We start from the raw sequence: 23,239 nt of genomic DNA on the forward strand, positions 1-23,239 counted from the left end.
CGGTTCAGCACAACGCACGTCGCCTGGTTGGCCTTTGTGTTCGCCGAGCTGGTCAACAACCTATTCCTCGACCATGCTTTAGCTGCCTCGTAGTTCTCGCCTATGCACCAACCCAGGCTGACGAAAGTGATTCTGCTTGCGACAACACGGTGTCTGTCGCCTCCTCCTGCCGGTCCGGTGGGTACTTGTAGCGTTTGAGCAGCGTCTTCACCATGACTCGCAACCTGGCACGTACGGTCTCCCGCTTTGTCCAATCGACTGTGACTGAAGCGCGAAGCTTTACAACCAGCTCGACCGCAATTTTCTTCAATGTTTCATCGCCCAGCACGCGCACAGCGGCCTCGTTGGTCGCCAGAGCGTCGTAAAACGACATTTCGTCGGGGCTCAGGCCGAGTTCCATGCCGCGTTGCGCTTCGGCCTGGAACTTCTTCGCCATCGCAATCAGCTCTTCGATGACCTGCGCAGTCTCTACGGCGCGATTGCGATACCGCGTCAGGCTCTGTTGAAGCAGCTCCGAGAATTTCGCGCTCTGTACGACGTTGGTCTTGAAACGCGACTTGATTTGGTCCTTCAGCAGCCGCTCCAGGAGCTCCACGGCCAGGTTGCGTTGTTGCATGTGCCTCACGTCTTCAAGAAAGCCATCCGAAAGCACACTGATGTCTGGCCGCTTAAGGCCCGCCGCAGAGAAGATGTCGATGACCTGGTCGCTGACGACGGCTCGACTGATGATTTGCCGCAGTGCGTGCTCTTTTTGCTCGTCAGTCAATGCCTTGTCCGCGCCGTCATGCTTGATGAGCGCCGCCTTCACGGCTTGAAGGAAGGCCAGTTCGTCGCGGTACACAAGCGCCTCTTCGAGCGTGCAGCACAATGCGAATGCCTTGCTCGCAGCGAGCACAGTGTCGGCGAAGCGTTTCTTGCCGTCGTCCTGCCCGAGTACATGGTTCGCCACGGCGGGTAGAAGTTGCCATGCCTGGGTGCGAAATGCCGCGTAGTCGACGCCGTGAAGCATGTCGTGCAGCACGTCCATCTTTTCGGCGAGGACAGCCAGGACTTCGTGCGCGTCGATAGTCGGTCTGCCCCGCCCGTGGGCCTGGGTGTAGGTGGCAAGCGCTGCTTTCAGCTCGTTTGCGATGCCGATGTAGTCGACTACCAGACCGCCAGGCTTGTCTTTGAAAACCCGGTTCACGCGTGCGATGGCTTGCATCAGGTTGTGACCGCGCATCGGCTTGTCGATGTACATGGTGTGCATGCACGGCGCATCGAAGCCGGTCAGCCACATATCGCGGACGATAACGAGCTTGAACGGGTCGGTCGGGTCCTTGAAGCGCTTTTCGAGGTCGTCGCGCACCTTCTTCGGGTGAATGTGCGGCTTGAGCATTGCCTTGTCGGACGCCGAGCCGGTCATCACAATCTTGATGGCCCCCTGCGTCGGGTCGTCGCTATGCCATTCCGGGCGGAGCTGCGTAATCGCGTTGTAGAGATGCACACAGATGTCGCGACTCATCGCGACAATCATCGCCTTGCCGTCCATCACGGATTGGCGGTTGTCGAAGTGGCTGACGATGTCGGCGGCGATTTTCTGGATGCGCGGCGGCGCGCCGACAACTTTCTCCAGCGCGGCCCAGCGGCGCAGCGTGGCCACCTTGGCCTCGTCGCTTTCCTCGTCCTCGGCCAGCTCGTCCACCTCGTCATCGAGTGCGCTAGCGTCGTCCTCTTTCAGCTCCAGGCTGGCGAGGCGGCTTTCGTAGTAGATGGGCACCGTAGCGCCGTCTTTGACCGCTTGCTCGATGTCGTAGATGTGGACGTAGTCGCCGAACACGGCGCGCGTGTCGCGGTCATCGAGCGATACCGGCGTGCCGGTGAACGCGACGAACGTCGCTTCCGGCAGCGCATCGCGCAGATACTGCGCGTAGCCGTAGCGAACAGCAGAGCCTTCGCCCTTGCCGTCCGTGTTCGGCAGGCGGGCATCGAAGCCGTACTGGCTGCGATGGGCCTCATCGCAAATCACGACGATATTGCGGCGGTCGGACAATACGGGGAACGAGTCCTCATCAACGCCGGGGGTAAACTTCTGGATAGTCGTGAAGACGATGCCGCCCGATGGGCGGTTTGCCAGCAGGCGGCGCAGCTCGGGCCGGGTGTCGGCCTGTACCGGCGTTTCGCGCAGCAGTTCTTTCGCGCCTGCAAACACGCCGAATAGCTGATTGTCGAGGTCGTTACGGTCGGTCACGACCACGAGCGTTGGGTTCCCCATGCCTTCATGGGCCATCAATGCTCCGGCCAGACAGGTCATTTCGATGCTCTTGCCCGCGCCCTGCGTATGCCAGACCACACCGCCTTTGCGCGAGCCACCGGGGGCTGAGGCTTGTAGCACGCTTTGCACGACGGCGCGAACGGCGTGGAACTGGTGATAGGCGGAAACCTTCTTGACGAGCTGGCCGTCGTCCTCGAACAGGATGAAGTGATGCAGGTATTCGAGCAGGTAGTCACGCCGGAACAGCCCGCGCGTTAGTGTCTCCAGCTCGTGCATCGCGCCGAGTGGGTCCGTCTCATGGCCTTCGATGGTGCGCCAGGCCAGAAAGCGTTCCTTGTTCGACGTGAGCGAGCCCATGCGGGCCGTGGTGCCGTCCGAGATGACTTCAAGCGCGTTGGCGTTAAACAGGTCAGGGATGTCTTGGTGGTAAGCCTGGAGCTGGTTCCACGCGGCCCATATGTCGGCGTTCTCGTCGCCTGGGTTCTTCAGCTCGACCACGACAATCGGCAGGCCGTTTAGGTACAGCACGACATCGGGGCGGCGAGGCTGCTTTGGTCCCTGCACGGCGAGCTGGTTGACGGCTAGCCAGTCGTTTGCAGCGATGTCGCTGAAATCGACTAGGCGCACGCGGTCGCCGCGCGTTTCCCCGTCCTTCTGGAACTGGACCGGCACGCCGTCCACAAGCCAGCGGTAGAGCTGCCGATTGGCCTTGACGAGGCCGGGCACGTTTGGATTCAGCACATGGCGCAGCGCGTCGTCGCGAGCGACAGCGGGTATATGCGGGTTCAGCTTTGCAATGGCCGCAGCCAGGCGATGGCGTAGCGCCACGTCGCGATAGGTGTCGCGCTCCGTGCCCGGTGTCTTAGCGTCCGGGGGGGATATATCGGGGCCGTGGGCGGTTTGCCAGCCGAGAGTGGCCAGCCATTCAAGCATTGCCTGTTCGACTGCGTCCTCGGTGATGCCGCTCATGCCAAGGCCTCTTTCAATTGGGCCGCCGCTTCGGGGAGGCGGAGTTTGCCGGAGATTAGACGAGGCAGAAGCGTGTTTCTCATTGCCGCAAGCGTTTGCACTTGCTCGTCGTTTGCCGCAATACGGCTCCGTATATTGTCGAATATCGCTGTTGCCGAAGTGGCAATTTTCTCGTCGGGCGGAATGGCAAGGGCAAACTGTGCCAACCGCGATAGGTCAACACGCTGACGACCGCTCGTACCAGTCATCGCCTGAATTGCAAACTGCCGGAATGGTTCGTGCCTCGCCAACAAGTATGCGCAAAAATCCGGAAACCGAGAACGCGACCGCAGCACGATAAATTCCGTAGAGCCCCAGCCGACCGCATTCTCGCCGAGAAAATCGATAAACGCCGATTTTCCATTTTCCAAGCAAGGGGTTATCTTCGCCAGTAGCGCATCTCCATTTCTAAATTTGCAGCCAGAACCAAATGGGCGAGTTCTTACAATCTCCTGCGGGCGGTGTCCAGCGGTCGGAGCATTCGCCATTTCCAAATATGGAGCATCAGCCCCTTTCGCTAGCGAGCGCACTGGATTCAAGTCGAATGCGTCCTTCAGACTGCCAGTAGACCAACCCTTCGGAATCTCGCCGAGCGCAGATTTTTCAAATGAATCCGGAAACAGTGCAGCCGTTTCGGCGTCCATACCGACAGGCTCACGGCCTTCTGCCTTCGCCCGAACCGGGTCGAAGTCGATGAACCAACTTTTGAAAAGGGCTTGCGCGATGAATTCCAGCGTGGCGTTGGCTTGGCGCAAGAGGTCCACTCTGCGGCTAAATAACTCCGAAAAGTCACCAATCGCATCTGCAATATCCAGCCTGTCCGGCATCGGGATTGGGAGAGACTTAATCTCCTTAAGGTTTAACGTGGGCTGGACGGTTGTGTTGAGCATCCCTGAAATTATGCTCTTCATCACCGAACTTTCTAGCACCGCCTTAAGATAGGCCCGTAGCTTTGGAGATTTCAATTTGGCGACGGCCAGCGCACGCGCGACATTCCACCCCTTCATGGATGGTTGCGCAATCACACAAACACCTGGATTGCCAACAAGTGTGATGAGCAATTCATTACCGGCGAGCGCAGTACGGCGATACTCGTAGTGTACTTCGCCGGATATTCGCATCGCAGGTTTGGCTACCACTCCTCCGTCTTGAACATCGCCCACTCGTATCAAAGGAATTCCATCATCCGAGTGGTTACCGGGATACATAACTCCGACAGCAATCGACTTCGGAGATTCAAGGAAGTCTTCAAATGGATGCAATTGCCAACCGTGTGGTAGCGTCCCGCCGGCTGCCATCCAGAGATTTGGATTCCAGGTTGCCTCAAGCGCCATAACCCAACCCCTCGAGCTGCTTCCGAATCAACGCATCCAACTCTGCCCCTTTCACCATTTGCTCGGCAAGCTTCGCGGTCAGGTAGTCCATCTTCTCGCTGAACGCTTCGTCGTCGTCCTCGATTCCTTCCGCGCCGACATAGCGACCGGGCGTCAACACATATCCATGCTCGGCAATCTCGACTAGGCTTACCGCACGACAGAATCCCGGCACATCGGCATACAGCTCCTCTGCACCATCCTCCCCATCGGCACGCCAGCGATGCACTGTCGAAGCAATCTTCGCAATGTCTTCGTCATCGAATACGCGTACGACGCGTGACTCCATGCGTCCAAGCTTACGCGCATCGATAAACAGCACTTCACCACGCCGGTCACGACTTGGCTTGGCTCCGACGACGGCAACGCCGGTTTTATCTTTGGCGAGAAACCAAAGACATGCCGGAATCTGCGTGTTGAGAAATAGTTGGGGGGGGAGGGCAACCATAACGTCAACGACATCGGCTGCAACCATTGCACGGCGAATCTCGCCTTCGTTGTTTTGGTTGGAACTCATGCTGCCGTTGGCGAGCACCACGCCCGCCTGACCGCGTGGGCTCAGGTGGTGCAGGATATGTTGGAGCCAAGCATAGTTCGCATTGCCCGCCTGCGGCGTACCATGTGTCCAACGCCGGTCATCAGCGAGACGCTCGCCGCCCCAATCGCTGATATTGAACGGCGGATTGGCAAGCACATAGTCGGCACGCAAGTCCGGGTGCTGGTCACGGTGGAATGTGTCGGCGGGCTCTTTGCCGAGGTCGGCGGCGAACCCCCGAATCGCCAGGTTCATCGCCACCAGACGCCATGTGGTCGGATTGGCTTCCTGGCCGTAAATGCTGATATCGTCCGCACGCCCGCCATGGGATTCGATGAACTTTTCGCTCTGCACAAACATGCCACCCGAGCCGCAACACGGGTCATAGACCCGCCCTTGGTGCGGAGCCAGCACTTCAACCAAGACGCGCACCACTGACGCTGGCGTATAGAACTGCCCTCCCTTTTTACCTTCGGCGGTTGCGAACTGCCCGAGGAAGTATTCGTACACCTCGCCCAACAGGTCTTTCGCGTGGTGGCCTTCACCAAAGCCAATCTTGGAAATCAGGTCGACCAGCTCGCCGAGCTTGCCGGGTTCGAGCTGCGTACGGCCGAAACGTTTATCGAGAATGCCTTTCAGGCGTGGGTTATCGGCTTCGATGGCTTCAAGCGCGGCATCTATACGCACGCCAATGTCGGCCTGCTTCGCCTGCGCACGCAGCGTCTCCCACCGTGCCGCCGCAGGCACCCAGAAGACGTTTGCCATCGTGTAATAGTCACGCTCTTCGAGAGCCTCGGCGTGGTCCCCTGCGTGGGGCAAATAGAGGTCGTCGCCCTCGTCTGCGAATGCTGCGGCGAGCTGCCCACGGCGCTCATCAAACGCATCTGAAATGTACTTGAGGAAAATCAAGCCGAGGACAATGTGTTTGTACTCTGCGGCATCCATGGAAGCGCGCAGCTTGTCGGCTGCTGCCCAAAGGGTCTTTTTTAGGTCTTGGTTCATTTGACGCCGAATGACGGAGCAAAAGTAAGATGATACTCGCGCCGACCAAGAATCCGGCCCACGCCGTTCGGTGGTGGCATCGAAACGTCGGGCGGGGGCGACAGCCTTTTTCGAGTCAGGCCGAGACACATTCGAAGTTGTCGCAGCGCAACATTCGACCTGGGCGGCTGCCCGGACTGGGCGAGCGTGTATCGAAATTGAGGTTCTTGATAGTGAAAGCGAGGAGATGTTGGTTGCTTCCTGTGAATCGGTAAGGTAGCGCCTCGTTAATCGTCAATCAGGACTGCACCTCCTCAACCTGCTTTCTCAACCGACCGGCTCTCGGTTCCACGCGTTCGGAGGGTTTGGCCTGGTGCACAATTCGGTTGCGGCGCATTTTTGCATCTCGCGATGCGCGCACTGCAGAACCCGAGTGGATATATAGCCGCATGGACTTTCTCTGTGGCGGGCAGCGCATCGTGCGCTGGATGGAAGTTGACGCCGTCGCCTCTGGCTATCGCACGCTGGTCCTCGAAACGCGCGCAGTCAACTAGGGAGCAATCCGCTCCTATGAGCGGAACGGCTTTATCCGGAGTCTGCCGGCATTGCGCGGACGCACGCTATATCCAGAAGTCCATCGCAAGCCATTAGACCGGTCCAGTAGTCGCTAAGTCGCCACTGAGGGAAAATCGCACCTGGTCTCACTGCCGCCTACGCTATGGAACGTTCGATGCTCGGAACGCAATCATTTGCAGAACGGCCGCTGCGATGGATGCGACAAACTATCTGTACCCAAAGACGTACATCACGCAAGGGCTGCATGCCCTCTGTGTGTGCATTCGGGAATGCGAGCGTTTCGGAAGGAGAAGAAATCGAACTGAACTTCGAACCCGAAATTTACGCGCTCCTGCGGGCGCTGGAGCTACTTGGGGTGGACACCGGGGGCCCCATTTCCTACAGTCGTCCAGACCGCCCCCCTCCACTTGCCTAAATCAGGCTTGCAACCGGGGAGAGCGACCGCAGCGCAGGAGCGTGGCCTGCGCTGTTGAACGGGCCATTGTGGATACGGCTGACTGACGACAACGCCATCATCGCGCGGTCAACCGCCAGAGCAGGCGGAGCGCACTCCTTTTGAGCGAGGTTGACAGCACTCTTCATAGCTCTGGAAAGGAAATGAACGAGCACATTCGTATTCTAGGAGCGCCATCGGCCCTTCCAGGGATTCATGTCCTTGATTCCCACGTGTTCGCCTACATTCACCGACCCTGCCAAATCAAGAATAGACAGGGTTTTGGCGCGCACGATGACGTCGCCGTCCGGCATCACGTGCCACGCGAGGCGGGTACCCGGTTCGGCGCGAAGCGCTGCTCTCACTTCTGCAGGGACAGTGGTCTGTCCTTTGGATGTCATCGTCGATTCGGGCACAGTTTTCTCCTTACGTTTTCGCAATTCCAAGGCGACATCGCAATTACGCCCAACACCGAGCGTCCCCAGTCAGCCAAGTCTGGAGCCGTCGCAGCCGAACCGGCCGGGCAGACACGCTTGAGTCTAGCGAGAACTGCCCAACAGTGTCGGACAAGAAAGAAAAAAGCCCTAAGACCTTGGCGCGCGGCTTGCGTTTAATCGGTCCGGAGGGCGGCCCCCATGAAAATCACCCAGTTCTTCCAATACGCGGAGCGCGAAGCTGACCTTGTCGAGGCTCCTCTGCCAGCGCGGCGCGGCATAACCGTCCGTCGCGGTATGGTTATTCCGGGACTCGTCGAACGCTCATCACGTTGGCCGATGGATAGTGAGAAGGAATCGCAGCGCGCGGGCAAACTTTTACAATCGCGCGAACGTGCCGACGCGGTGTCGCGGCGCGCGCTCACCCGACTTTCGCGCGACGATGACGCGCCCCGGCTGGGCGATTGAGATGAGTCGCTGGAGCGGTTCACGGGCCACGCGAGTCCCGGTACCACCGGCGGCACCGGGAGAAATGCCGCTTTTAATTGAGCCGCAACTCGCAACGCTGGTCGAGCGCCATCCGACGAATGGAGACTGGTCATACGAAATCAAGTTCGACGGCTATCGAATGCTGTCGCGAATCGAGAACGGTGACGTCAAATTCATCACGCGTAACGGGCATGATTGGACTTCACGGATGCCGCGCCTGCGCGAAGCTCTGGGGGCGCTTCCGGCTGACAGCGCTTGGTTGGACGGTGAAGCGGTTGTATTGGATGCAACCGGCAAGCCGGATTTCAACTCGTTGCAGAACGCCTTTGACCGTCGCAGTACGTCGGACATCATTCTTTTTTTCTTCGACGTTTTGTGGCTGAACGGTGTCGATGTCCGCGAGCGACCACTTCGCGAACGTCGCGCGCTGCTTCGCGAACTCCTGCACGAAGCCGAGGGGCCGCTACTCCGCTTCTCAGAGGACTTTGCGGAGGACCCAGGGTCGCTCGTCGCGTCTGCCTGCAAGATGCAACTGGAGGGCATTATCGGGAAACGCGCGGACGCGCCGTACCGTTCCGGCCGGTCTACAGACTGGATAAAGCTCAAGTGCAACTTGCGACAGGAGTTCGTCGTCGGCGGCTTTTCGCGCGTTAAAGGCGCGAAATCGGGCGTTCGCTCTCTCCTACTGGGCGTGTACGAAAACGACGGCTCGCTGCGGTATGCAGGTCATGTCGCACCGCATCTGTCAACCGGCCAAGCCACAAGGTTCGCCAAACGCGCGGCTGCAATTACGGCAGCGAAGCCGACCTTCTATAACGCCCCGCAGGCCGAGCGCGACCGCGAGTTCTACTGGCTGAAGCCGGACATCGTCGCCGAGGTCTCGTTTCTCGAATGGACTCCATCCGGTGAAGTGAGACATCCGGTATTCCATGCTCTACGAGACGACAAGCCAGCGCGTGCTGTCACAGAAGAAAAAGTCGTTAGTGACCCGGCAAATGGCATTGTTGGTTCGACGCGCGAAAGACCCGGTCCGCGTGGGACTGTACTTATCCGCGACGTCAAAATCTCGAATCCGCAACGAGTGATGGACGACGTCTCCAAGCAGACGAAGCTGAGCATCGTCCGTTACTACGACGCTATAGCGGAGTGGGCATTGCCATACCTTCATTGCCGGCCGCTGACGCTGGTGCGCGCGCCAGACGGCATCCATGGTGAGCTGTTCTTTCAGAAGCATAGTGAGCGGGCACGCATTCCTGGCGTCGAGGAGCTTCCCACCTCCGTCTACCCAAACCACGCACCACTTCTGGTTGCGAATACCGCAGAGGCGCTTGTCGGTCTCGCCCAGATGAGTGTTGTCGAAATTCACTCGTGGAACGGCGTTGCGCCCGACCTGGCACACCCTGACCGCGTCATATTCGACCTTGACCCGGACCCCGCACTTCCGTGGTCAGCGATGCTCGAGGCCGCAATGCTCGTTAAGGTCGTGCTTGACGAGATAGGCTTGCGGTCGTTCGTGAAAACGAGCGGTGGCAAGGGCTTTCACATCGTCGTTCCTTTGACCCGGCGGCAGGGTTGGGATGAAGTCAAAGCGTTCGCACGGGCGGTCGCGCAGCACATGACGCGGGTCGTGCCTCAACGGTTCTCCGCCGTCCTTGGTCCCAAGAATCGAGTTGGGAAGATTTTCATCGACTATCTGCGCAACGGCCGCAGCGCCAGCACCGTCGCCGCGTTTTCGGTGCGCGCCCGGCCCGGGTTGGCTGTGTCGATGCCGATATCCTGGGACGAACTGAACGATGTCAAAAGCGGCGACCAATGGACGATGGCAGCAGCCATTGCGCGCCAACGGTCGCTTCGAGAAGACCCGTGGAAAGGCTACTGGCGCACCCAGCAGGGAATTACCGTCGCGATGCGCCGTACCCTAGGAATGAAGCGCTAGTTGCGGGCTTCCGTCCCCTTCAATTCGCTGTGTTTGTGGGAATGCGTCGCCGCGTACTTCAGTTCATAGTGCGCGCCTTTCCCACTACGAGTGGGCGGGAAATGCTCGCCCTCAACGCAAGTCACTTCGAACGTCCCTTTGCCGTCGTCATGGACTACGGAGTAAATGCCGGAAACCTTCACTATCTCTCCTGGCTTATATGAGTTGTCGCCTGCCATCATCGCCTCCCTGGGTTCAGTATAAATAGCGGCTAGCAACTGCCGTACCGTGAATCAGACACGCTTCGAAATGTCGGACAACGCTCCGCAAGGTCGTTGGGCGTCTCCGGAATTCTCGGGTCGGGCTAGGTTTGCCGCCGGTGCGGTCAGCCAGGGGCGGTAGCGTTGAATTCGTGCACGATTGCATTCGGACGGTCGGTGCGGTACTGTATATTCATACAGTATTTCACAAACCATGAACAGCCCTCCCGAACCTCTACCGGAATCAATCCACCCCTCCCTGTGGCGGGCGTCGCAGCTGGCGCGCGGACGCCTGTCGACTGTGGATACGGGCTATCCGGCATTGTCTCGAGAGCTTCCCGGTGGAGGATGGCCGGTCGGAGCGCTCACTGAAGTCTTGCCCCAAGCGACGGGGTCGGGGGAGCTACGGGTGTTAGCGCCGGCACTGTCAGCACTCAAGAAGCCCATCGTCCTGGTGGCACCTCCATGTGAGCCGTCCGGCCAAGGTCTCGCGTATTCAGGTATTCCGGTGGCCCAGGTTCTGTTGTTACGGGCGAAGAGCATGAGCGACCAGTTGTGGGCAACGGAACAGACTTTGAAGGCTGGCATGTGCGGCGCGGTCTTGCTGTGCCAAACCCACGCTCGAACGGACGCACTTCGACGACTGCTTTTGGCCTCGCGCTCGAGCGCTTCGCTGTTTTTCGTCTTTCGCCCCCTTCAGGAAACCTGCGATGCATCCCCCGCAGAACTGCGAATCTCGCTCCGCACAGCCGAGCGAGGCGTGCGGGTGGACATAGTGAAACGCAAGGGCCCACGGTTTGAAGGCGAACTGACAGTTGAATTGAACCCGGAGCAACGCTGCTGAGTCCGCATGGAAGGCAGCGCCGCGCGGTCATGCCGACCAGGAACCGAATCGCTGCCGACGCCTTCGCCTGAGCCGCAATGCATCGACTGAACAATTCACTACAAGGAGCTTTTATCGTGAACGCAACCGATTGGGTTCGCGAGGCCGAGCGGGAAACACGACTCGTGGATGCTTTATACAAAGCACGACATTTGATTTCGATGCACAACGGCATGACCGTGCGGTGCGACGGTGAGGAGTGGTCGCTTGATTTCAAACCCGAGCTGCAATTCATAGACGCCACATTGAAGATGGTCGGAGTCGACATGAGACCCCGCAAACAGTAGTTAATAGTCGACGCGCCGAAGCTTGCTGACCGAAGGGACTACTCAAATCGCAATGCTCCAACGCTGCGCCTGCGCGAGCTGCAGTATTATCATTCTCCTCAACGGAGGTAGGCATGTGCTATTCGGCCCAGATAGTTGCGGATTACAGGAGGTTCGTACGCACCTTCGGTGCCACGATGGACATCCACGAGTTCGCACGTCTGTTCTTCGAACGCGCCGAGGGTATAAGCAAGGCCAAAGTTCCGAAAGCGATGGAACATGCTTTCGCGTATCCAGAGAATGAAGAGCAGGCTGAGATTTCAGCGCTTATCCGCAGATTCAATTCTGACCAAACAACGAAGCTGGAACAGGAACTGTTCAAGCAGCGCAAGCGTCTGGCCGATGCGGAAAGAGCCTTGCAGACCAAGGCTACCAAAGCGGCAACGGAACACCAGCGCATCGCGACTGACAAGATTGCGTGGACCAAAAGCAAGCTTGACGATTTGCAGCGAGCCGAACTGCAGCCGCGAGACTCCCGCATATTCCCCGCGAGCTATGCGCCCGTGATGGTTATGGAAAACGGAAAGCGCGTCGTGAAGCCAATGCGTTACCAGTGCCGCATCGCCGGCAAGCCTGCTTCTTACGATGTCAAATTTCCTGGGACTTATAACGCTCGCCGGGACAACCTCGAGGGCTTCTGGAGACCATGCTTCGGGCGCACCCATGGCGTCTTGCTCGTCGAAGTGTTTTACGAGAATGTGAGCAAGGCAAAGTTCGAGGGAACGTTGCTGGAGACACACGAACGCGATGAGAATGTTGTTCTCGAGTTCCGTCCAAGCAACGGCGAACTGATGCACGTCGCGTGTCTGTGGTCGAGATGGAGTGCGCCGAATGAGCCAGACCTCCTCTCATTTGCGGCTATTACAGACGAGCCCCCGCCAGAGGTTGCCGCTGCGGGGCATGACCGGTGCATCATTCCTATCAAACCTGAGAATATCGACGCGTGGCTCAACCCTGAAGCATCGGAGCTTGAGCGCATGTACGCGATACTTGATGACAGGGACCGGCCATGCTATGAGCACCGGCTCGCGGCATAACAGGCGGAAACCGTCAGGGCGAACCGTTTTCCTTGCCAAAGATATTTGGGGATGTCGGGACAGTGGTCCGAGCTTTGCCGCATACTTCTGTGCACGACGTGAGTCTTTGCCTCGCAGCCGACGTCCGGCTCAAGGAAAGCATAGGCACAACTTGTCCCCTCGAAGAAGCCGCGAAAGCGCGTACTAATTAGTTTGCGTATCGATACGTTTTACGTTGTTGTACGCAAACTAAATAGCTTTGTCGGCGTGAAGCGAGACCGCGTGCGAGTGTATGCCGGTTTCTGGTCTGGATTCGACAAGGAGAATCGCGCAGCAACAGCAACGGTGTCGATGGATTCTCGCCGCAGGATTTTCGTGCGGCAGGACACTTCATCACGCAGATGTTCACCGTACCGGTTCTCCAGGAATTCTATTCGGGCCCGTTCCGTCTCCGCTAAGTAAAACGCCGGTCTCGTTTAATTTTCAAGCCTCCGTACGGTCCCAGCTCCGCAGGCTATTTCTTGCAAGATGCAAGAGCCGCGTGGCGCTTTTCCCCGGGCATCGGTTAGGGGCGTGACGCCCGGACCTGCCTGAATTAGTATGGAGGTTAAGCATTCCAAACAAGGTTAGGGTGCCTTTCTGGATTGCGCATCCAATTCGCGCTTGATTGGTGAGAGGTGGCCGGTGAATACAGAACCGGAAGAAGCTTCCTCCCGGAAAGCACGGGAATCGGGAGAAACTCCGCAGCCGTCAACCACTGCTGCCAACAGCCCGCGACGGTCGACCGATTCGTCTGACGGTTTCGTCGGGACGGACCGAGCCTCCGATACACACCGTCAGTCCACCTCGCGCTCCACGAGACGGCTTACGCCGAAGGCGGCGCGCCGCCGTCGCATGCTGACAGCGCTGATTATCATGGCTGTCATTTTCATCGTACAAAACAGCCTGTCGAATTCGGGGTTTGCTGACTATCTGCGAGCCTGGTCGTTTGCTTACCTCGAGGCGTTTCTGCCCGATACCACGGCTGAGCGTCTGCAGGTCGTAGTAATGGACATTGGCGAGATTGCCGGGGGAACGCCCACGCAGCCGCTGGACCGCCAAAAACTCTGGGAAATCATTGATGGTTTGCATGACGCGGAGGCGGCTGTTGTAGGCATCGACAACGATTTTTCGCCCGGCCCGACAGGCTGGCGCGTCCCGCACGGCGAGTACAGCGACCCAAAATTCTTTTCTCATTGTCAGCAGTGGCCAGAGATGCCCGTCGTTCTGGGCGTTTTCCACAATGCGGACCTTAGTCCCAACGCATGGCTTGGCGCGAGTCAGTTCAAGGGCCTCGCAGCTTATATCGGCTCAGCGCCAATCATTGAAGATGCCCGCCTAACAAGAGCGGAAACACACTACTCGGGAAAAGCTGGAGCAACTGAGCTTCCGTCGATGGGATATGCACTCGCGCAGAAGTACGTGACGACCCATTCGAAGGGGGCATTCCCACAGCCGGGGAGTTGGCTATCCCTTGTTGTGGAACCCGTCGGAGAACCTGAGCGAGTGCAGCTGGTGAATTTTAGCAAGCTCGGGCAAATGACGCGGGAGAGCATCTGGTTACCTGAGAAGGACCCTACCGGAGCCGCAAACATCCCTCACTATTTCAAGGGGAAAATTGTATTGCTGGGGGACATCAACCCGGACAACCCCCGAGTGATTGACAGCACCGACAGGTTCTTTGCGCCCGGAAGAAAAGAAGAACAACCGGGTGTTCTTTATCACGCGAGTGCCGCGTATACCTTTGGATTTGCACCCATCTACGAATTCAACAAGTTGACCAGCGTCGTGCTGGATATCTTGCTTGGGGGCATCTTCTTATTTGCGGTCTGGCTTCAGACGCGATATCAACCTCAATCGAGAGGCATCAAGGCCAAGATTGTGCGACTGGCAGAACAGTATGCGTTGATTGTCGCCGCCATCCTGCTAGTGGTCATTGCGTTAATTGCAATAACCTACTTCAACATTTTATGGCTTGATGCAGCTTGGGTGGCGTTAGGACTGCTTTTGCATTATGCCCTGCCTCCGCATGTGAAGGAACTCTTCCCGAAATGGACAGGTGGCGACTTTGAGGAGGCGTCATGAAAACCTTGCCGTTAATCACTTTCGTTGGTGCGACTAGTCTTGTGTTCGCTGAAACCAGTGCTCAGACTACCGAGGTCTTACAGACCAAAGACATTGCCCGAGTCGTTACGGTAACCAAAGGAGGCGTCTGCGAGGCTTGTCCGGCAGGTCACCAGGAGCAACGACGGCCACTCAATCAGAATGCGTACATCAAAGCCGATGAATGGGTGCATTGTATCGGCTCGGCTAAGGGTACAGCCGTTTATTTGAGCGAGGACGGGAAAGACCGCAAGGATGGACAGTTCGAGCTTGCGGGAGAAGACTGGGAGCCCGTGGCCCTACCGGGTGCCTCCATACGACAGCAACCGGGCCGGACCCGGCTGGGAACGTACGGGGCTGTTCACACACCTGACAACGCAGTGGTCGGGATGTCGGGGGGAGCCGGTGCAGCGGCCGACGTCGAGCAGCGAGCACAGATTCTTCCAACCGAACCGTCAACTCGGGCGCACAAACACCTTGCGGCAAACAAGGCAGACCGCAAACTGGATTCCAGCGTAAACAAAGCCCTTGCCCGAGCCGATGGACTCGACGCGCAAAATATCCATGTCCAGGCTAAGAACGGCGAAGTTACCTTACACGGTTCTGTCCCCGAACAGAGCCAGATTAACCGGGCTACTGACGTGGCGAGCGGTGTGAAAGGCGTGACGTCAGTTAAAAACGCCCTGAAATCTGAACCGGCCGGAAACTGAAGCAACCCCAGCGTCTTGTCGTGAAATGCGCTGTGAGCGACGCTCTGGAGCAAAAGCGCGGCCACGAGGAGGGGGTGGCCGCCAAGTCCGCCCCAATTTCCGAGGGCCAACTTGGAGCAGAATCATCGGAGCATTAGGGTAAGGCGGACCCGAGCTCTTGCAACCGGTGGCAGTGAAAGAAGACCGCCGCGACAGCGCGGGTATTAAACCACTGCGGTGCCGAGATACCTCACTCTGGAAGAGCGAAGGGCGAATCAGTAATGGAAGCGCCAGCCCCGGGGCAACCAGCGGCCCGGCGTGTGTCGGCGGCTTGGCTTCCGGCAATTAGCCGTGTCAATGGTGTAAGGCTTGCAAGAGCTGCGTTGGTGACTGGCGTCGTCGCCGTCGGGACCAAACCGACTCGCTAAAGCTGGATGAACAAGTACCTTCCCTTATCGCTGACAGCACTATCGAAGCAAGCCAGTACACGACAACGTGGCCGCGCGGCAGTGCGCGTGAATTAGCGTGAGCTTCATGTTGACCTTCGACAGTTCGCTAGGTCTTCGAATCGTCCAGCCCTCTCAGCGGTGTGGGCGCTCCGGCAAGCTCATCCGCCGAAAGTTGCTAACGCCGTTCACGAGCAGGACGACCCGTTCGGCCGTGTGTACAACGTCTCGGTAACCATCTGCTTCGCTGCGCTGCTCGAACGTTTCTGGATATCGCACGCTGTACAGCTCCCGACCGCAGCGCCCTGTCTCATAAGTCCAAGGTTGGTCAGGAACGATGACGTCTAGAATCTCATCTGTCTCGCTCAAGTCTGAATAATCTTCGAGGAACAGCACAGTGCTGTGCGGGTCAACGCCCTGCAGAAGAGCAACCAGCTCGCAAACTTTCATATTCGGCTCCCTTCGCATGTCGCTGCTTGGACGCGAGCAGTCGAAACAATGCACTACTCCCTTCGTCCATAGATGAATCGCCCCCCTTTCAACGGACACGTGACCGAACAAACCGCATTTGCATCGCCTCGACGGTCGCGCGCTTTTCTATCTTCACCGCCAAACAACGATAGAACAGACCGTCCGTGTTGAGGAAGACCTATTCGTTGTCTACGTCACGCTTTTGATGCTCTGGAAGCTCCTCAGCTTCGGCGTCGTAAAGCCCCATCCGTTGCGAGGTCTCAATCAGAGCAATGAGCGCCTCTTGTTGCTCGGTGCGCATCCTCGCGCGATAGTCCTTCAGAGCGCCAATCGGTATCCATTGCACGGAGTCGTCGCCTACCCGAGCTGGAATCTTGCCATCAGCAATCAGCGACCTCAAATATAGGCGCGACAGAAAGAGCAAACGTGCGGCTGCGTCTAACGCTACCTCGTCAGGGTTCGCTGTTACACACGTGCGGTCGTTACAATCAGGAATCAGCTCTGCCGTCACGTCTCGCCATGCCTTACCGCCTCCGATTCCGTTCGCGACCGTGCTAAACACGTATTCGGCATCCGGGTGATATCCGCTCCGACCGACGAGCTGGTAAATTCGTCCACTCAACGTGCCCGCTGTACGAGTGGCTCCATCTAGTTGAACAATCTTCGTGCTGACACGCCCACTACGCGTTTCCTGACTGTATCCCACAAAGTGCTTCGCACCGTCATGTGACTCGCGTATCGACCAGCTACTTAGCCAAACGATGTCAGGGCCATCTCCAGCTGCCTCAAGATAGATAGACATTCCCCCCTCCGCACCCGCATCAATGTTCTCCCCGCTACTTACCCTTCAGCCGGCTCTTTCGTCGCTGGTCAAATTGTTCGTCCAGAATAGCTTTCTTAACCGCGCGACCAAGCTCGACGCTGGACGTTATCATCAGCTCGACATACCTGCGAGGAGTAAGCTCATCGACGAGAGGAGCGAGAACCAGGTCGATTGCTTCGGCTAGTTGTTTCCTGACCCGTCGGTTCCCTCGGCCCTTAGGTATCAAGCCAGCGCCTTCACGACGCTTCGCTGATTTCCTGCTCGCATTAGTTCTCGGCGTCATATCTGAGCGCGTCCCCGAAACAATGCTGTAGCATTTCGCGGAATTTCTCGACAACTGCGCAGTCACCCAAGCCGACTTCAGTCTGACAGTGTACGAGTCTGTGACGGTGCGCTTCGAATCCATCGGTACGGTCGTCGACAGCCAACCAACTGAGAGGCTCATTTCTCGCGACGTAGTCAAGGATTTGTCCACCGCGTGTAAGAACCGGCCAAAAAAGCGGGTTGCTTGCGCAGCCGTCAAACGTCGCAGCGACTATGCGCTCCCTAACTAGTGGAGATGGAATCGCGTTTCGCGTGAACTCCGTCCCGAGAACAACGGACCAGTCGCTCGAAAGCACAATTTCTACATCAGAATAAGGACGTAGCAAATCGTCGAGCACCGGAACATATTCAAACAGTGCTACTTCTGGGGAGCTGCTTACCACCCGGTTGCCGGCTCGACGAGCGACGCCTCGATGCAGCACTCCATCGATATCCAAAAACAGCACTTTTCGCATCGTTCTCCTCCCAAAGAATCGCGCTATCCGAATTGCTCCGCGAGTCGAATGCGCAGCGCATCTTGAGTTCCGATGTCACCGAGACCCAAACTCTCATCGCATTGGACGACATGTGAGAGCTGGTCACCGAAACCCTTCACGTCATCGTCAATTGCGAGCCATCTGGTCAGACGATGCGTCCAGACATAGCGCAGCACCTGCCTCCCGCGCTCCATCGTCGGCCACCCGTCCGCGTCTGCAAATTTCGAGTGATACGTCGCGCCGACAACTCGATTCCGAAGCGTGGCTGGCAGCGCGTCTCTCGCTCGCTGAAATCCAAGAGCAGGTACCCACGATGTTGAGAGGACTATTTCCACTCTAACGTGCGGCTCCAGAAGCTCAACCAACACCGGGGCGAACTCGAACAAAGTGATTGAAGGAGACGCGCTCCGTATTCCGTGCTGGGTCCTTACCGCGCCAAGACGGTGAATAACTCCATCAAAGTCCAAAAACATCACCTCCCGGCGCGTCTTTTCATCCGTATCGTTGCTCTCACTCATAAAGGCGCACAACATCTACATCCACGGTCATTGGCACCTGCTGAACGTATGCCCTCGGTCCGCTCGCTGCAGGTCATCCTAAGAAGAAGGTGGTGTCGTCGGGTCGATGGTTGCACTTGACGCCTACTCAACTGCATGTTCACCGCCTGAGCTTGATGCTCTCTACTCGACCAACGACACGCGGCCACCGATTTCAATGTAGGCCGTAGCCCTCGTCTCCCCGTCGACCCACAGCACAGCCTGACCATCTTCGAGTTCAAATGCGTGCATGTCCGGCCGTCGCGCCGGTCGTAATGCGACGACTCGTCTGAACGACATTCGCCCTCCTTTTTCGCTCGAACAGAGATATACAACCGGCTCAATTTTGTCGTCGGTCTCACCCGTAAGCAACCTGTACAGGTCGGAATATGTCTGCACAACATACCCGCCTCCACTGCCAGGGCCCTTTTGAGCGCCATAGCAGACATAAAACCAAGGTGTACTTGGTATCTTGAAGAACGAAATGGGCTTGAGCTCGTTCTCTGGTGTCATCTTTACCACCTTTATCAAGACAAAACGTCAGTTTCCCGCGCGCATTTGCTCGACGATAGCGTCGCCGCATCAAGTGATATCTTTTCCGACGCGTTCTCTCCACTCCAGCCATGTCGTCTGGCTGGCAATCAGCTGAACCATCCCGTCGTCAGGGTAGTGTCTGAGGACGCGAACCGCCAACTCCCGCAAACCGAGACCATCGAGTTCCGAAGGCAACCGAGAGAGTAGGTAAAGCAACCGTCCCGCTTCCCTGAGGGCTCTTGTTCTCTCAACGGGCGTAGTCATGGCGTGGTCCTATTTGGAAGACGGTCAAGCTCACTCACTCGCATGCTGTCCGTCCATCAAATCGTCCAGCAGGTCACCCCGCGTATCAACGTCGTGTTGCTCCGAATCCAGTTCAGCAAAAAACTCATTGATATCCCGGAAGTTTCCATCTTCAATATCGCCTTGGCCTAGCTCGAGAATTTTCGCTAACGCCTTGTCTGCTTCATCGCTTTTCGGCGGACCCGACGAGTGAAATGAAGACATGTTTGTTACCGAGTGCGTTGTCCTATGTATGCTTCGCTAAACTAACTTTTTAATCCTGCGTAGAGGTTGTGTTCTGTCTGCATGTTCACCCCTCACCAAGAATCGAGCGGAGCCTACTCTGAAACTGAACGTCCTCACTTGCATGCACGCGTGAGAGCATTTGTTCAGTTCGCCGCAGCGCATGACCGGAGACCGTTGCACGCAGCATGTCGTTGTACGAGAGCGGGCGCATGGCCGGCTCTCCAATTTTCCGCAGTTGCGCCAGAAGCGCTGAACGCGCGGCCTCATCGAATCCGAACCTAGCGTCGATGTCGACGCGCCGCGATTTGGTCAGCTCCAGAGAATTCGAACTCCGGTGAAGCGAGAACGACGAAAGGCTCCGTACGATTCGACATGAAGTCCAGCACCGCTTCCTCTTGCTTGTCCGCCAGCGTATTGACGGCGTTGACAACTCGTGGCCCGAGTTCCGAAAAAGCCTGTCGCATTGACTCCAAGTCGTAATAGAACGGCCACGAGTTGCCCGCAACGACGACCGTGCCCGGGTACGCGCGAAGCGTCTTTGTCAATAGCGCGACATCGCGGTCGAGCGGGCGCACGCTCGCCTTCGCTCCATGGCGATGTGGCACCGTGGTGTTCAGGTTTAGTGGGCCGAGGGCCCCACTGACACAAAAAAATATATAGACCATACTTTTTGCTTCCTTACCCTAGCTCGTCCTGCGGACAAAGCGACCATAGGCCGCCGGTTGCCGCTGGATTCAGCGAGACTTCCCGCCTCGACATCGGAGGGTACGACGATGGAATACCGCCCGACCCATGTAGTGTAGATGTTTACGCAGTAGATGTAAACAAAGTAGAAGTTTGATGAGTAGACGGATGGGCTGCGTTCGGCGAATCTGCTCAAATGAGCGAAATTGATAACAAAGTTACTGACCCATGGCTCCGACGCCGTCTGGCGGAACACGTGCGGCGGTTAAGATTAGAAAAGAAGCTGTCCCAAGAAAGGTTAAGCGAGGTGTGCGGATTTCATCGAACGTACGTCAGTCAGGTCGAGCGGGCGGTAACTAACATTACGATAGACAATCTGCAGAGGATTGCAGAAGCACTCGGCGAAGAGCCGGCAACTCTGCTTATCCCGTGAGGGCGCGCAACAGTCCCGCAGCCGCGTGGCAACATAGGCGAAGCCTTTCCATGAATCGTTGGGTGCGAAGCGGGTTTGGCGACACAAGATTTCGTCCTGCACATGCTGTTACCGCCGCACGATGACAACACAGACCTCACGTGCGTGGTGACATCGCATACCAAAAGGAGTGCGCGCGCGTTGCATCTTCAGCCCTGCCCTATTCTTCGTCCGGCTCATTCGAGCTGCGTTGGTACCGCCACCGCTGGTCGCCTCAGCGCACGTTTTAATTCTGACACGGCCGTCTGGCTAACAAGTGACGCCTATGGCGTCGCAATGGGAAAACACTTCTTTCGCAAAAATGACAAACTTAGAATATAAAGTACTTTAAGGCGAAAACTTGATTAGGCTAGGAAAAACTCTTTTCTCTTAAGTAGCGAATCAGTTTTATCGTCGAGGCCCGACTCCCACATCTCGTCGAATTGCAGGCTTGCGAAAATAGAACCAAGGACTGCACGAGCGTCCCCACGCGAGGACCAGCACGGCCAGCTATTACAACATCGGCTAAAAAATTCGGTGGGTTTGGTCTATACAGTGCACCGCTAATTGCCTCGCGCCTGCCATGAAGCCGGTGTAACGAAATCCACACCATACGACTCATAATCGTATGGTGTGGCGACGATGAAAAACTCCATACATTTCAATGATGTAGGAAATGTTCGTTACACCGTCACGTATGCGGATAACGTAAGCACATGGCAAGCATCGCGGGGCTCAGACGATGCACCTATGCTGATTACCTACAAAGATTTGATAAACCACCACAAAACGCTTAACATTGACAAAGACGGAAACAAGAAGTCTCAGAACCAGATATTTAAAAATCACCTCAGCACATTGGTTTCTTATTTGGCATACAACGGGAAAACCGTCGACTCTAACGTGGGTGTTGAGATGCTCGCGGACTTTGATAAGCGCTCGCGAAAATACCTTGAGCAGCTGCAACTTGCCCCGCGCACCATCTCAGACAGGCGCAGCCATCTTCGAGCGTGGGAAGTCTCCGTACACTTCCTCCGAAGTAATGGCGAAGCGATGAGGGCGCAGAAAAGGCAGAATAAGATAACCGATTTCACTCAAGCATTGCGCAATGCCGTCGCATCTCAGGACCAAGCCCCCAAAGCAATTGCGCGAAAAGCCGGTGCCTCCACGTCAGCAATAGCACGGTGGTTAAAGGGAGCCCTCCCCAACGAACGTGCCCTCCCTTCGCTAACTCGGATTGAACACGCGCTGGGTCTCAAAAGGAATGAACTCAGGGACCTATTGCCTCCGTCCCGTTTGCCGGACTGTATTAAAGCGCCGACGTCGCAGACGATTCCCTATCGCGCTCGTCACAAGGCTCTCACTCAAGACCGCTTTGCTCTTGATGAAGCAGACTTATCTCCCGACTTTATGCACGAATGGCGAGAATTTTTCAGGTACAAAACCGCCGTTCATACCCGGCTCAAGCGGTCTAGGCGCAGCGTTTGGCGCTGTCTGCCGAAAGCGAAGCTCGCTACGCAGCTTTGTGCTGCCGCACTATCGGGGGATTTTGGTTGTGTGACGGCGGACATGACGTTCGGCCAAGTGCGGAGATATCTTGGCTTTCTTTGTAAGCCGGCTTCGGAGGGTGGGATGGGTCTCCGTCCGGAGGAGGTCATGACACTAGCATGGCTGGCCGTGCCCGAGGCTGTCAACTCATACCTTGAATTCATGACTAGGCGTTCGGCGGGCGTTATCCATCGGGGCCAGAAGAATTTCGCCAGTCTCGTCTGTAGCTTGACCACGAGAGACCACGGATATTTGTACCAGCAACCGCGCTTCGCACAACGGCTGCCAGCCCATTTCTCGTCCAGTTCGTTTGAGACGATGTGCGATGAGACTTACTTTCTTGCGCGCGAATGGAAGGACAAAGCCACAGGGATGTCCCGTAACCCCGAGGAGCCAATTCGTGCGCTGTTGGCGCTGTCGGAACCGCTAACACCCGTCTTTCGAGCTATCCAGTCGCTGGACGAGCAAGCCGCTTCGGCCGCACCGGGAAGTCGTGACGAAGCAGTTCACAAAAGAAATGCGCTCCTGCTTTCGATGTTGGTTGCAAACCCGCTCAGGCGTCGGAACTATGTCTTGATGTCATACGCTGAGGACGGCTCCGGCAATCTGTATCAGCGCCAGGATGGTTGGCGTCTCCGGTTTGAAGCCAGCGATTTCAAGAATGAGCGGGGTGCGGCAAACAAGGCTTACGATGCGCCCCTGCCTCGTGACATTTCTGCCCGCATCGAAGAATATCTGGAGGAATTTCGACCACGCCTACTCAAGAACAATCCGTCAGCGCTTTGGGTTTTTCCTAGCCGGACTGGCACGTTATGGGAAAACATAAGCAAGCAGGTCGAAGACCTGACCCGGCGACTTATCCCGGAAACGCCCGGATTCAGTCCACACGCCTTACGGCACTTGGTGCCCACAGACTACTTACGGAAGCACCCGAATGATTTTCCGACGGTTGCGCTGCTACTGCACGACCGCCTTGAGACCGTGATGACTAATTATGCTCACCTGAGACAAGACGATTCATTCGGGCGTTGGGAGGAACACATGCAAAAGGTCCCGAGGAAATAGAATTCTAGCGCGCCTCTTGCGGCTAAGGCCGCAAGAGGA

At 57.1% G+C, this 23,239-nt stretch carries 22 protein-coding genes; 9 read left to right on the plus strand and 13 right to left on the minus strand.

Translation table 11 applies throughout. The annotated features are described in order from the left end of the window. Positions 1 to 100 precede the first annotated feature (100 nt). The 4 genes from BJG93_RS12075 to BJG93_RS12090 all read right to left on the minus strand — a co-directional run bounded on the left by BJG93_RS12075 (position 101) and on the right by BJG93_RS12090 (position 7,576). Positions 101 to 3,223, minus strand: coding sequence for a type I restriction endonuclease subunit R (locus BJG93_RS12075; RefSeq protein WP_027198512.1), 3,123 nt, complete (start codon positions 3,221 to 3,223; stop codon positions 101 to 103). Continuing rightward, the gene (locus tag BJG93_RS12080; RefSeq protein ID WP_202904078.1) at positions 3,220 to 4,596 is read right to left on the minus strand and encodes a restriction endonuclease subunit S; all 1,377 of its coding nucleotides are present in this window, start codon (positions 4,594 to 4,596) and stop codon (positions 3,220 to 3,222) included. Before BJG93_RS12080 ends, BJG93_RS12075 begins: the two co-directional genes overlap by 4 nt. Continuing rightward, a complete protein-coding gene (locus tag BJG93_RS12085; RefSeq protein WP_027198513.1) occupies positions 4,586 to 6,172 on the minus strand; it encodes a type I restriction-modification system subunit M in 1,587 nt (528 codons plus the stop codon). Before BJG93_RS12085 ends, BJG93_RS12080 begins: the two co-directional genes overlap by 11 nt. Before the next feature lie 1,173 nt (positions 6,173 to 7,345). Next, the gene (locus BJG93_RS12090) at positions 7,346 to 7,576 is read right to left on the minus strand and encodes an AbrB/MazE/SpoVT family DNA-binding domain-containing protein (RefSeq protein WP_071336585.1); all 231 of its coding nucleotides are present in this window, start codon (positions 7,574 to 7,576) and stop codon (positions 7,346 to 7,348) included. Between the two features lie 219 nt (positions 7,577 to 7,795). Between BJG93_RS12090 and BJG93_RS12095 the strand changes: the two genes are divergently transcribed. Further along, positions 7,796 to 8,062, plus strand: a complete 267-nt coding sequence (locus tag BJG93_RS12095; RefSeq protein ID WP_154671845.1) for a hypothetical protein — start codon at positions 7,796 to 7,798, stop codon at positions 8,060 to 8,062. A 1-nt stretch (position 8,063) separates the two neighbouring features. Continuing rightward, on the plus strand, positions 8,064 to 10,019 hold the full coding sequence (ligD, locus tag BJG93_RS12100) for a DNA ligase D (protein WP_082194655.1): 1,956 nt from the start codon (positions 8,064 to 8,066) through the stop codon (positions 10,017 to 10,019). On the opposite strand, the gene BJG93_RS12105 is transcribed toward ligD, so the two are convergent. After that, positions 10,016 to 10,237 carry a hypothetical protein gene (locus BJG93_RS12105; protein WP_027198514.1) on the minus strand — a complete coding sequence of 74 codons (222 nt, stop codon included), beginning with the start codon at positions 10,235 to 10,237 and terminating at the stop codon, positions 10,016 to 10,018. The genes ligD and BJG93_RS12105 overlap by 4 nt on opposite strands. Positions 10,238 to 10,472: 235 nt before the next feature. Between BJG93_RS12105 and imuA the strand changes: the two genes are divergently transcribed. The 5 genes from imuA (at position 10,473) to BJG93_RS12130 (ending at position 15,335) form a co-directional block, all read left to right on the plus strand. Continuing rightward, positions 10,473 to 11,102 carry a translesion DNA synthesis-associated protein ImuA gene (gene imuA, locus BJG93_RS12110; protein ID WP_231337399.1) on the plus strand — a complete coding sequence of 210 codons (630 nt, stop codon included), beginning with the start codon at positions 10,473 to 10,475 and terminating at the stop codon, positions 11,100 to 11,102. Positions 11,103 to 11,218: 116 nt separating this feature from the next. Beyond that, a complete protein-coding gene (locus tag BJG93_RS12115) occupies positions 11,219 to 11,428 on the plus strand; it encodes a hypothetical protein (protein WP_027198515.1) in 210 nt (69 codons plus the stop codon). Between the two features lie 113 nt (positions 11,429 to 11,541). Then, complete coding sequence (locus BJG93_RS12120; protein WP_027198516.1) at positions 11,542 to 12,504, plus strand: SOS response-associated peptidase family protein; 963 nt, start codon at positions 11,542 to 11,544, stop codon at positions 12,502 to 12,504. A gap of 873 nt (positions 12,505 to 13,377) precedes the next feature. Beyond that, positions 13,378 to 14,607: a CHASE2 domain-containing protein gene (locus BJG93_RS12125; protein ID WP_027198517.1), complete on the plus strand. Its 1,230-nt coding sequence runs from the start codon at positions 13,378 to 13,380 to the stop codon at positions 14,605 to 14,607. Continuing rightward, entirely contained in the window at positions 14,604 to 15,335 is a 732-nt protein-coding gene (locus tag BJG93_RS12130) for a BON domain-containing protein (RefSeq protein WP_051374425.1), read from the plus strand. Before BJG93_RS12125 ends, BJG93_RS12130 begins: the two co-directional genes overlap by 4 nt. Positions 15,336 to 15,895: 560 nt before the next feature. Here BJG93_RS12130 and BJG93_RS12135 read toward each other — a convergent pair. The 8 genes from BJG93_RS12135 to BJG93_RS12165 all read right to left on the minus strand — a co-directional run bounded on the left by BJG93_RS12135 (position 15,896) and on the right by BJG93_RS12165 (position 20,117). Next, entirely contained in the window at positions 15,896 to 16,210 is a 315-nt protein-coding gene (locus tag BJG93_RS12135; RefSeq protein ID WP_027198519.1) for a hypothetical protein, read from the minus strand. Positions 16,211 to 16,409: 199 nt separating this feature from the next. After that, positions 16,410 to 17,033 (minus strand): hypothetical protein, encoded by a 624-nt coding sequence (locus BJG93_RS12140; protein ID WP_051374426.1) that lies wholly within the window; start codon positions 17,031 to 17,033, stop codon positions 16,410 to 16,412. 287 nt (positions 17,034 to 17,320) lie between these two features. Continuing rightward, the gene (locus tag BJG93_RS12145; protein WP_071336505.1) at positions 17,321 to 17,833 is read right to left on the minus strand and encodes an HAD domain-containing protein; all 513 of its coding nucleotides are present in this window, start codon (positions 17,831 to 17,833) and stop codon (positions 17,321 to 17,323) included. Between the two features lie 23 nt (positions 17,834 to 17,856). Beyond that, positions 17,857 to 18,387 (minus strand): HAD domain-containing protein, encoded by a 531-nt coding sequence (locus tag BJG93_RS12150; protein ID WP_063828928.1) that lies wholly within the window; start codon positions 18,385 to 18,387, stop codon positions 17,857 to 17,859. Positions 18,388 to 18,534: 147 nt separating this feature from the next. Then, complete coding sequence (locus tag BJG93_RS12155; RefSeq protein ID WP_154671846.1) at positions 18,535 to 18,690, minus strand: hypothetical protein; 156 nt, start codon at positions 18,688 to 18,690, stop codon at positions 18,535 to 18,537. A gap of 282 nt (positions 18,691 to 18,972) precedes the next feature. Further along, positions 18,973 to 19,188, minus strand: coding sequence for a BPSL0761 family protein (locus BJG93_RS36415; RefSeq protein WP_027198524.1), 216 nt, complete (start codon positions 19,186 to 19,188; stop codon positions 18,973 to 18,975). A 30-nt stretch (positions 19,189 to 19,218) separates the two neighbouring features. After that, positions 19,219 to 19,431, minus strand: a complete 213-nt coding sequence (locus BJG93_RS12160; RefSeq protein WP_154671847.1) for a hypothetical protein — start codon at positions 19,429 to 19,431, stop codon at positions 19,219 to 19,221. A gap of 299 nt (positions 19,432 to 19,730) precedes the next feature. Further along, positions 19,731 to 20,117, minus strand: a complete 387-nt coding sequence (locus BJG93_RS12165; protein WP_154671848.1) for a hypothetical protein — start codon at positions 20,115 to 20,117, stop codon at positions 19,731 to 19,733. Between the two features lie 215 nt (positions 20,118 to 20,332). Here BJG93_RS12165 and BJG93_RS12170 point away from each other — a divergent pair, with 215 nt between their 5' ends. Together BJG93_RS12170 and BJG93_RS12175 are read left to right on the plus strand one after the other, a co-directional pair. Further along, positions 20,333 to 20,569 (plus strand): helix-turn-helix domain-containing protein, encoded by a 237-nt coding sequence (locus BJG93_RS12170; protein ID WP_082194656.1) that lies wholly within the window; start codon positions 20,333 to 20,335, stop codon positions 20,567 to 20,569. 768 nt (positions 20,570 to 21,337) lie between these two features. After that, the gene (locus BJG93_RS12175) at positions 21,338 to 23,200 is read left to right on the plus strand and encodes a site-specific integrase (RefSeq protein ID WP_027198525.1); all 1,863 of its coding nucleotides are present in this window, start codon (positions 21,338 to 21,340) and stop codon (positions 23,198 to 23,200) included. The last annotated feature ends 39 nt before the right edge of the window (positions 23,201 to 23,239 follow it).

It is taken from the genome of Paraburkholderia sprentiae WSM5005, assembly GCF_001865575.2.
In the GTDB taxonomy this organism is placed as follows: Bacteria; Pseudomonadota; Gammaproteobacteria; order Burkholderiales; family Burkholderiaceae; genus Paraburkholderia; species Paraburkholderia sprentiae.

Coding starts and splice junctions, on each gene's coding strand:
- BJG93_RS12075 (WP_027198512.1), bottom strand. CDS start 3,223: ATGAGCGGCATCACCGAGGACGCAGTCGAACAGGCAATGCTTGAATGG.
- BJG93_RS12080 (WP_202904078.1), bottom strand. CDS start 4,596: ATGGCGCTTGAGGCAACCTGGAATCCAAATCTCTGGATGGCAGCCGGC.
- BJG93_RS12085 (WP_027198513.1), bottom strand. CDS start 6,172: ATGAACCAAGACCTAAAAAAGACCCTTTGGGCAGCAGCCGACAAGCTG.
- BJG93_RS12095 (WP_154671845.1), top strand. CDS start 7,796: ATGAAAATCACCCAGTTCTTCCAATACGCGGAGCGCGAAGCTGACCTT.
- ligD (WP_082194655.1), top strand. CDS start 8,064: ATGAGTCGCTGGAGCGGTTCACGGGCCACGCGAGTCCCGGTACCACCG.
- BJG93_RS12105 (WP_027198514.1), bottom strand. CDS start 10,237: ATGGCAGGCGACAACTCATATAAGCCAGGAGAGATAGTGAAGGTTTCC.
- imuA (WP_231337399.1), top strand. CDS start 10,473: ATGAACAGCCCTCCCGAACCTCTACCGGAATCAATCCACCCCTCCCTG.
- BJG93_RS12120 (WP_027198516.1), top strand. CDS start 11,542: ATGTGCTATTCGGCCCAGATAGTTGCGGATTACAGGAGGTTCGTACGC.
- BJG93_RS12125 (WP_027198517.1), top strand. CDS start 13,378: ATGCTGACAGCGCTGATTATCATGGCTGTCATTTTCATCGTACAAAAC.
- BJG93_RS12130 (WP_051374425.1), top strand. CDS start 14,604: ATGAAAACCTTGCCGTTAATCACTTTCGTTGGTGCGACTAGTCTTGTG.
- BJG93_RS12135 (WP_027198519.1), bottom strand. CDS start 16,210: ATGAAAGTTTGCGAGCTGGTTGCTCTTCTGCAGGGCGTTGACCCGCAC.
- BJG93_RS12140 (WP_051374426.1), bottom strand. CDS start 17,033: ATGTCTATCTATCTTGAGGCAGCTGGAGATGGCCCTGACATCGTTTGG.
- BJG93_RS12145 (WP_071336505.1), bottom strand. CDS start 17,833: ATGCGAAAAGTGCTGTTTTTGGATATCGATGGAGTGCTGCATCGAGGC.
- BJG93_RS12150 (WP_063828928.1), bottom strand. CDS start 18,387: ATGTTGTGCGCCTTTATGAGTGAGAGCAACGATACGGATGAAAAGACG.
- BJG93_RS12155 (WP_154671846.1), bottom strand. CDS start 18,690: ATGTCGTTCAGACGAGTCGTCGCATTACGACCGGCGCGACGGCCGGAC.
- BJG93_RS36415 (WP_027198524.1), bottom strand. CDS start 19,188: ATGACTACGCCCGTTGAGAGAACAAGAGCCCTCAGGGAAGCGGGACGG.
- BJG93_RS12160 (WP_154671847.1), bottom strand. CDS start 19,431: ATGTCTTCATTTCACTCGTCGGGTCCGCCGAAAAGCGATGAAGCAGAC.
- BJG93_RS12165 (WP_154671848.1), bottom strand. CDS start 20,117: ATGGTCTATATATTTTTTTGTGTCAGTGGGGCCCTCGGCCCACTAAAC.
- BJG93_RS12170 (WP_082194656.1), top strand. CDS start 20,333: ATGAGCGAAATTGATAACAAAGTTACTGACCCATGGCTCCGACGCCGT.
- BJG93_RS12175 (WP_027198525.1), top strand. CDS start 21,338: ATGCTGATTACCTACAAAGATTTGATAAACCACCACAAAACGCTTAAC.